We start from the raw sequence: 8008 nt of genomic DNA on the forward strand, positions 1-8008 counted from the left end.
GAACTCCTCGTCCAGCAGCACCCAGTAGGACTGGAAGTTGCTCTGGCCGTGCGCGGGGTCGCGCACGGGACTGAGACCGGGCACGTCGTGCAGCAACGCGTCGTAGCGGGCGGCCAGTTCGCGGCGGCGGGTGATCATCGCGTCGAGCTTGCCGAGCTGGACCAGGCCGACGGCGGCCTGGATGTCGGTCATCCGGTAGTTGAAGCCGACTTCGAGGTAGCTCTCCAGGACCGGTCTGTCGCTCGCGTGGCGTTGGGCCGCCGAGGCGTTCATGCCGTGCTCGCGCAGCCTGCGCAGCCGGGCCGCCCACTCGGCGTCGTCGGTGGTGATCATGCCGCCCTCGCCGGTGGTGACGACCTTGCGGGGGTGGAAGGACCAGGCGGCGAGCAGGGCACCGTGGCCGACGGGCTTGCCGCCGACGATGGAGCCGATGGCACAGGCCGCGTCCTCGACCAGGGGCAGGTCCCAGTCGGCGCAGGCGGCCCGCAGGGCGTGCACGTCGGCCGGGACACCGCCCTGGTGGACGGCGAGGACGGCCCGGGTGCGCGGGGTGCGGACCGCGTCCACGGTGGCCGGGGTCAGGTTGCCGGTGGCGAGGTCGACGTCGGCGAACACCGGCTCGGCGCCGACGTACCGTACGGCGTTGGCGGTGGCGATGAAGGACAGTGAGGGCACCACCACCTCGTCGCCGGGGCCGATGCCGAGCGCGACGAGGGACAGGTGCAGGGCGGTCGTGCAGGAGCTGACGGCGATGCCGTGCTCGGCGCCCACCCGCTCGGCGAAGGCCTTCTCGAAGGCGGCGACCCGTGGGCCCTGGGCGACCCACCCGGACAGCACCGCGTCGGAGGCGGCCCGCGCCTCCTCCGCACCGAGCCAGGGGATCATCACCGGGATGCGGTCGGTGCTCACTTGGCCGCCTCCCGCTCCGCGCGCCACCACCGGACCAGGTCCCGCAGACCGGTGCGCAGGTCGATCCGTGCCTCGAAGCCGAGCCGCCCGGCGGCCCGCGAGGTGTCCGCGAGCCGGCGGACGACCGAGTTCACCGTGCGGGCGGGGCCGTGCACCGGCTCCAGGCCCTCGGCCCCCATCGCCGCCAGCAGCTCCTCGGCGAGTTCCTTGAGCGAGGTCTCGGTGCCGCTCGCGATGTTGAAGACCTCGTCGGTGAGGTCCGACTCGGCGGCCAGCACGTTGGCCCTGGCGATGTCGCGGACGTCGACGAAGTCCATGGTCTGGCTGCCGTCGCCGAGGATCAGCGGGGGCTCGCCGGCCTCGATGCGCTCCATCCAGCGGATGAGCACCTCGGTGTAGAGGCCGTGGATGTCCATCCGGGGCCCGTAGACGTTGAAGTAGCGCAGGGCCACGTAGTCCAGTCCGTACATGGCGTGGAAGCTGCGCAGCATGCCCTCGTTGAAGGCCTTCGCCGCACCGTAGAAGGTGTCGTTGTGGTACGGGTGGTGGCGCTCGGTCGTGGGGAATTCCTCGGCCATGCCGTAGACGGACGCCGACGACGAGGCGATGACCTTGCCGACCCCGGCCGCGGCCGCCGCCTCCAGGACGTTGAAGGTGCCGTCGACCAGCACCTCGTTGGCGAGCCTCGGTTCCTCCGCGCACTGGGTGATGCGGATCGCGGCGAGGTGGAACACCAGGTCGGCGCCCTCGGTGACCTTCCGTACGGTCTCCGCGTCCCGGATGTCGCCCTCGACGATCTCCACCACGCCGCTGGGCAGGGCCCGGTCGAGGTTGGCCCGCCGCCCGCGCACGAAGTTGTCGAGTACGACGACCTCGCGGGCGCCGCCCTCGGCCAGCAGGTCGACCAGGTTGGAGCCGATGGTGCCCGCTCCCCCGGTGACCAGGATCTTCTTGCCGCGTACGCTGCTCAACTGCCCTTACCTTTCAGCGAAGTGAATCTGTCAACGCCCGGCGCGCAGGCCGACGACCGCGCCCTTGAACTCGAGGCTCCGGGAGGCCGCCTCGAGGATGTCCAGCACCCGCAGGCCCGCCCGGCCGTCGGTCAGCGGGGCCCGGCCCTGTCCGATCGCCTCGCCGAACTCGTCGACCATGCTGCGCAGCGCCTCCTTCTCGCCGATCGCGGGCGCGACCATGTCTCCGGAGCGGTAGGAGACGAGCATGTCCCGGCGTTCGTCCGCGCCGATGTCCTGCGGCGAGGCGAGGTCCACGCCCCGGTCGAAGATCGCCACGCGCTGGGCGGGGTTGAGGTCGTCCCAGATCAGGGTGCGCTTGGAACCGCCGACCATGGTGGTGCGCACCTTCGTCGGGGAGAGCCAGTTGACGTGCACGTGGGCGATGGCGCCGGTGCTCAGCTGAAGCGTGAGGTAGGCGACGCAGGCCTGTCCGGCGCCGATCGGGTCGGCGCCGTGGGCGGCGACGGCGACCGGTTCGACGCCCGCGGGGAGGATGAAGTCCAGGATCGACAGGTCGTGCGGGGCGAGGTCCCACATCACGTCGATGTCCTTCTGGACGAGCCCGAGGTTGATGCGGACCGAGTCGACGAAGTGGATCTCGCCGAGTTCGCCGGAGCGGACCAGTTCGCGGATCCGGCCGACGGCGGGGGTGTAGCAGTAGGTGTGGTCGCACATCAGGGTGAGGCCGCGTTCCTCGGCCTCGGTGACCAGGCGCAGCCCGTCGGCGTAGGTCGCCGCGAGCGGCTTCTCCACCAGGACGTGCTTGCCGGCGCGCAGTGCGGCGAGGGCGATGTCGAGGTGGGTGCCGGCGGGCGTGGCCACGGCGACGGCGGCGACGGAGGGGTCGGCGAGGACGGCCGCGTAGTCCGCGGTGGCCTCGACCGTCGAGTAGCCGCCGAGGACCCGCCGGGCCCGGTCCACGTCGAGGTCGCACAGCCAGCGCAGCCGGAAGCCTTCGGCGGCCTGGAAGTTGCGTACCAGGTTGGGGCCCCAGTAACCGGCCCCGACGACCGCGACCCCGAGCGGCTCCTGCGTCACTTTCTCTCTCTTCCTCTGGTCCATCAGTAGGCCCCCGTTCCGCGCACCACCACGGCCCCGGTGCGCGCCAGGATCGACAGGTCAAGGCCCATCGACCAGTTGTCCACGTATCCGAGATCGAGCCGGACCGCCTCGTCCCAGGGCAGGTCGGAGCGTCCGCTGACCTGCCACAGTCCGGTGAGGCCGGGCTTCACCAGCAGCCGGCGTTTGATGTCCGGCGTGTACTCCTCGACCTCCTCGGGCAGCGGCGGCCGGGGGCCGACGAGCGACATGTGGCCCTTGACGACGTTGACGAGCTGCGGGAGTTCGTCGAGCGAGCTGCGGCGCAGGAAGGAGCCGAACCGGGTGATCCGGGGGTCCTCCTTCACCTTGAACAGCAGGCCGTCGCTGTTCTGGTTGAGGTGTTCGAGCTCGGCGCGCAGGGCTTCCGAGTCGGGTCGCATCGTGCGGAACTTCAGCATGGTGAAGTGGTCGCCGTAGCGGCCGACCCGCTGCTGCCGGAACAGGGCGGGGCCGGTGCTGTCGAGTCGCACGACGAGCGCGATCAGGAGCATGGGCAGGGCGAGGAGCAGCAGGAGCAGCGCCGCGAGGAAACGATCCAGCAGTTCCTTGGGCAGCCGCGCGGCCCGGGAGAGGTTCGGCGGCTTGATCCGCATCAGCGGCACCCCGTTGGTGGGCCGCACCGCCAGCCGGGCCGCGGACACGTCGGTCAGCACGGGGGCCAGCAGGAAGTCGACGCCCTGCACGGCGGCGGTCCACGTCATCCGGCGCAGGACGGAGGCGTCCAGTTCGGGCGCGGGCAGCACCACCACCGTGTTGATGCCCAGGGCCCGGACGACGTCGTTCATGCCGTCGACCCCGCCGAGCGCGGGAAGCCCCAGCTTGCGTATCTCCCGGGCGTTCTCGGGATCGGTCAGACAGACCCCGGCGGCCCTCAGGCGCGGGGTCCCGCCGCGTCCCAGCACTCCGACCAGCTCCACGACCCCGCTCGAGGGGCCGACCAGCAGCGTCGCGCCGCCGTCCGGGTCGCGGGCCCAGCGGCGGTGCAGCCTGCGGCGCAGCGAGTACCGGATCGCGAGGGCGAACACCGCGGCCGGCAGCGCGGCCATGATCATGTCATGAAGGAGATCCGAATCCCGGGTGAACAGCCCGTACGCGGCGGCCGCGAGCGCCGGCAGCGCGACGGCGCCCCGGAGCACCCGCCGGTACTCCTCGGTCCCCAGACCCAGGGCGCTGCGGTCGTAGGAACGGTGGACCAGCATCGCCACGATCCAGGTGGGCGGCAGCACCAGGGCCACCGCCCAGCGACCGTAGGCCGCGTGGATCAGGAAGGCCGCGGCGGCGGCCGCGAGGCCGTCCGCGACCAGCAGGACGATGCGGTACTTCCGTTCCCGACGTCTTCGGCGGCCGAGTGGACTTCTGCGTTCCACGGCCGATTGCTCATGCGTGACCTCAATGGTCATGCGCCCCCCACCACATGCGCGGCTAACCCCGACCGAAGTGCCCTGGACACAGCGACACTGGAAAGCGGGAGCTTCAGCGATTCCCCAACCGCCTCATGCCCCCGGCATGCTGGTACGTACTGGTTGTTCTGATTGTTCAGATCCGTTCAACTGCCGGTCCGTGACGTACAGTCAAGAACGAGTTCCCCACCCAAACCGGTCCGGCGGCCATCAATCTAGACCACGGGGCGCAGTCTCGGGAACAGTTGGACGAAACACATGTCGCAATAGTGACGCCGACGGCATACTGCCCCCGTGACCAGCATCGTGATCCCGGCCCATAACGAGGCCCGAGTCATCGGCAGGCTCCTCGACTCACTGTTGGCCGATTCCCCACCCGGGGAGACCGGGGACCGCGCACACGCCCCCGACATCGTGGTCGTGTGCAACGGCTGCACGGACGACACCGCGAAGATCGCGGCCGACCGCGGGCCGCGGGTCCGGGTGGTGGAGATACCCGTGCCCTCCAAGCACGCCGCGATGCGGGCCGGCGACGACCACGCGCGCGACTTCCCGCGCCTGTACGTGGACGCCGACGTGGTGCTCACGGGCGCCGACGTCCGGGCGCTCGCCGAACCCTTGGAGGACGCCACGTCCGGCGTCCTCGCCACCGCACCGGACCGGCGGATTCCGCTGGCCTCCTGCGCCTGGCGGGTGCGTGCCTACTACCAGGTGTGGCAGCGGCTGCCCGCCGTACGCGAAGGGCTGTTCGGCCGGGGCGTCATCGCGGTCTCCGAGGCCGGTCACGCCCGGATCGCCGCACTGCCGCCGCTGATGGCGGACGACCTGGCCGCGTCCCTCGCGTTCACCCCCGGGGAACGGCGCGTGGTCGACGCGGCCGCCGTGGTGATCCAACCGCCACGCACCTGGCGGGATCTGATGAGACGGCGGGTGCGGGCGGCGGTGTCCACCGCCCAGGTCGAGCAGCACCGCCGACCGGACGGGGCCTCGGCGCGCACCGGCAAAGCTGACCTGAAAGCGATCCTCCGCCGGGAACCGCGGCTCCTGGTGCCCGTCGTGGTCTTCGTCGCGGCGGCCGTCGCCGCCCGGCGCAAGGCGTCGAAGGCGATCCGGGCCCAGGACTTCGGCACCTGGCTGCGCGACGACAGCAGCCGGCAGAACTGATCGCACCGCACCTGGAGTTCCCCTCTTGTACCTCACCGACCGCTCCCAGCCCGTCCAGGACGGCCCGGGCCAGGACCGCAGACGCGGGCCGGGGCGGACAGTCGCCCCGGTCGTCCTCGTCCTGGGCACGGTCAGCCTGATCACCGACATCTCCTCCGAGATGGTCACCGCCGTCCTGCCGCTCTACCTCGTCACCACGCTCGGCTTCAGCCCGCTGGGGTTCGGCACCCTCGACGGCGTGTACAACGGCGTCAGCGCCCTGGTCCAGCTCACCGGCGGCCACCTGGCCGACCGTGTCCGCAACCACAAGCTGCTGGCCGGGCTCGGCTACGGCCTGTCCGCACTGTGCAAACCGCTCCTCCTGTTCGCCGGCGGCATCGGCAGCCTCGGCGCGGTCCTCGCCCTGGAACGGACCGGCAAGGGCCTGCGCACCGCCCCGCGCGACGCGATGATCTCCCTGTCCACCCCCGCCGCGAACCAGGGCCGGGCCTTCGGCGTGCACCGCGCGATGGACACCACCGGCGCGATGCTCGGCCCACTGGCCGCCTTCCTCATCCTGCGCGCCGCGGCCGACGGGTACGACGCGGTGTTCGGGGTGAGCGCCTGTGTCGCGGTGCTGGGCGTGCTCGTGCTGGTGCTGTTCGTCCCGGGGAAGGGGAAGAGCACCCGGACCGAAGAAGAGAACGGGCCGTCCGCCGGACCGCCCGTCCGGGTGCGTGAAGCGCTGGCCCTGCTGCGGGTGCCGCGGCTGCGCGCCCTCGCCGCGTGCGCCGCCCTGCTCGGGCTGACCACCGTCAGCGACGCCTTCGTCTATCTGCTCGTCCAGCGGCGGGCCGGGGTCGGCGAGGAGTGGTTCCCGCTGCTGCCGCTCGGTACCGCCGCGGTGTTCCTGCTGCTGGCCGTGCCCGTCGGCGCGCTCGCCGACCGCGTGGGACGGCGCACGGTGTTCCTCGCCGGACACGCGTCCCTGCTCACCGCCTACGCCCTGCTGCTCTGGGCCCCGGGCACCCCGGTCCTCGTCCCGCTCGTGCTCGGCCTGCACGGCACGTTCTACGCGGCGACCGACGGCGTGCTCCCGGCCGCCCTCGCCGGTCTCGTGCCCGAGCACCTGCGCGCCAGCGGCCTCGCCATCGTCGGCACCGGCCAGGCGCTGGCCCGGTTCTGCTGCTCGCTGGCCTTCGGCGCCGCCTGGACGGTGTGGGGCGACGGCCCGGCACTGGCCGGCTCGGCGGTGGGCCTGGTGTGCTGCGCGGCCGTCGCGGGCCTGGTGCTGCGCCCCGCCGGAGCAGACCGATGACCACCACAGCCACACCGAACGCCACGGGGAACCAGGGGAACCGGATGACATCTACGCGCCGCCGTCTGCTCGTACTCGTCGCGGCGGTCCTGGTGCTCGCCGGCGTGGGAACCGGTGCGGTCCTGCACGCCGCCGCGCGTGCCGACCGGGCCGACCGGCCGCACGCCGGCGACCCCGCGGTCCGCGCGGGCAGGCTGACGCTCGGCCGGAAGGACCGCCTGCTGTTCGTGAACGCGGCCGCCGGCCCGCACCGCACGGCGGTCGCCTCGGTCCCCACGGCGGACCCGGGGGGCAGCCGGACCGCCTCCGGCCTGAAGTGCGCGCGCTTCTACGCGGCGGCGGGCACCGGGATCTGCCTCCAGTCCAACCCCGGCGTCCTGCGACAGAGCAACCGTGCCCTGCTCCTGGACGCCGGCCTGCGCACCGAGCGCACCTTCCCGCTGGCGGGCACCCCCAGCCGGGCCCGGGTCTCGCCCAGCGGCCGCTTCGTCGCCTGGACCGTCTTCGTCTCCGGCGAGTCGTACTCGTCGGCCTTCTTCTCCACCCGGACCTCGGTCCTGGACACCCGCACCATGAAGCTCACGCCGAGCCTGGAGACGTTCTCCGTCATCAAGGACGGCAAGCCGTACCACGCCGCGGACGTCAACTTCTGGGGTGTCACCTTCGCGACCGACGACGACACCTTCTACGCCACGCTCAACACCGCGGACAGGACGTACCTGGTGCGCGGTTCGTTGTCCAGGCGCACGGTCACCACGCTGGTCGAGAACGTGGAGTGTCCCTCGCTCTCCCCGGACGGGACCCGGATCGCCTTCAAGAAGCGGGTGCTGTCCCGCACCGACCTCTGGCACGAGTACGTGCTCGACCTGAAGACCCTCCGCGAGATCCCCCTGGCCGAGCGCCACAGCGTCGACGACCAGGCCACCTGGCTCGACGACCACACGGTGGCGTACGCCCTGCCGAGCGACGGCGACGTGAAGAGCAGCGACCTGTGGAGCGTCCCCGCCGACGGCACCGGAAAGCCCCGCCTGCTGATCCCGGGCGCGTCCTCACCGGCACAGCGCGAGGCCGGAGGCGCCCGAGGTGATCTCCACGGGCAGCCCGCCGGCGAAGTCCAGGGCGCC

The 8008-nt window shown here is 72.1% G+C and carries 7 protein-coding genes; 3 read left to right on the top strand and 4 right to left on the bottom strand.

Annotated features, from left to right (window positions below; genetic code table 11):
* From ABZ646_RS34445 to ABZ646_RS34460, 4 genes are all read right to left on the bottom strand, one after another.
* A partial coding sequence (locus ABZ646_RS34445; protein ID WP_360527838.1) for a DegT/DnrJ/EryC1/StrS family aminotransferase occupies nt 1-909 on the bottom strand: 909 nt, incomplete at its 3' end.
* On the bottom strand, nt 906-1880 hold the full coding sequence (locus ABZ646_RS34450) for an NAD-dependent epimerase/dehydratase family protein (RefSeq protein ID WP_360527840.1): 975 nt from the start codon (nt 1878-1880) through the stop codon (nt 906-908). The genes ABZ646_RS34445 and ABZ646_RS34450, both read right to left, overlap by 4 nt.
* A 30-nt stretch (nt 1881-1910) precedes the next feature.
* Nucleotides 1911-2960: a Gfo/Idh/MocA family oxidoreductase gene (locus ABZ646_RS34455; RefSeq protein ID WP_360527843.1), complete on the bottom strand. Its 1050-nt coding sequence runs from the start codon at nt 2958-2960 to the stop codon at nt 1911-1913.
* A gap of 23 nt (nt 2961-2983) precedes the next feature.
* Nucleotides 2984-4423: an exopolysaccharide biosynthesis polyprenyl glycosylphosphotransferase gene (locus ABZ646_RS34460; RefSeq protein ID WP_360527846.1), complete on the bottom strand. Its 1440-nt coding sequence runs from the start codon at nt 4421-4423 to the stop codon at nt 2984-2986.
* Between the two features lie 294 nt (nt 4424-4717).
* Between ABZ646_RS34460 and ABZ646_RS34465 the strand changes: the two genes are divergently transcribed.
* From ABZ646_RS34465 to ABZ646_RS34475, 3 genes are all read left to right on the top strand, one after another.
* Complete coding sequence (locus ABZ646_RS34465) at nt 4718-5587, top strand: glycosyltransferase (protein ID WP_360527849.1); 870 nt, start codon at nt 4718-4720, stop codon at nt 5585-5587.
* A 25-nt stretch (nt 5588-5612) separates the two neighbouring features.
* Nucleotides 5613-6884: an MFS transporter gene (locus ABZ646_RS34470; protein ID WP_360527852.1), complete on the top strand. Its 1272-nt coding sequence runs from the start codon at nt 5613-5615 to the stop codon at nt 6882-6884.
* 44 nt (nt 6885-6928) lie between these two features.
* Nucleotides 6929-8008 (top strand): hypothetical protein (locus ABZ646_RS34475; RefSeq protein WP_360527855.1); only part of this gene is annotated, 1080 nt, incomplete at its 3' end.

It is taken from the genome of Streptomyces sp. NPDC007162 (genome assembly GCF_040634175.1).
GTDB lineage: Bacteria > Actinomycetota > Actinomycetes > Streptomycetales > Streptomycetaceae > Streptomyces.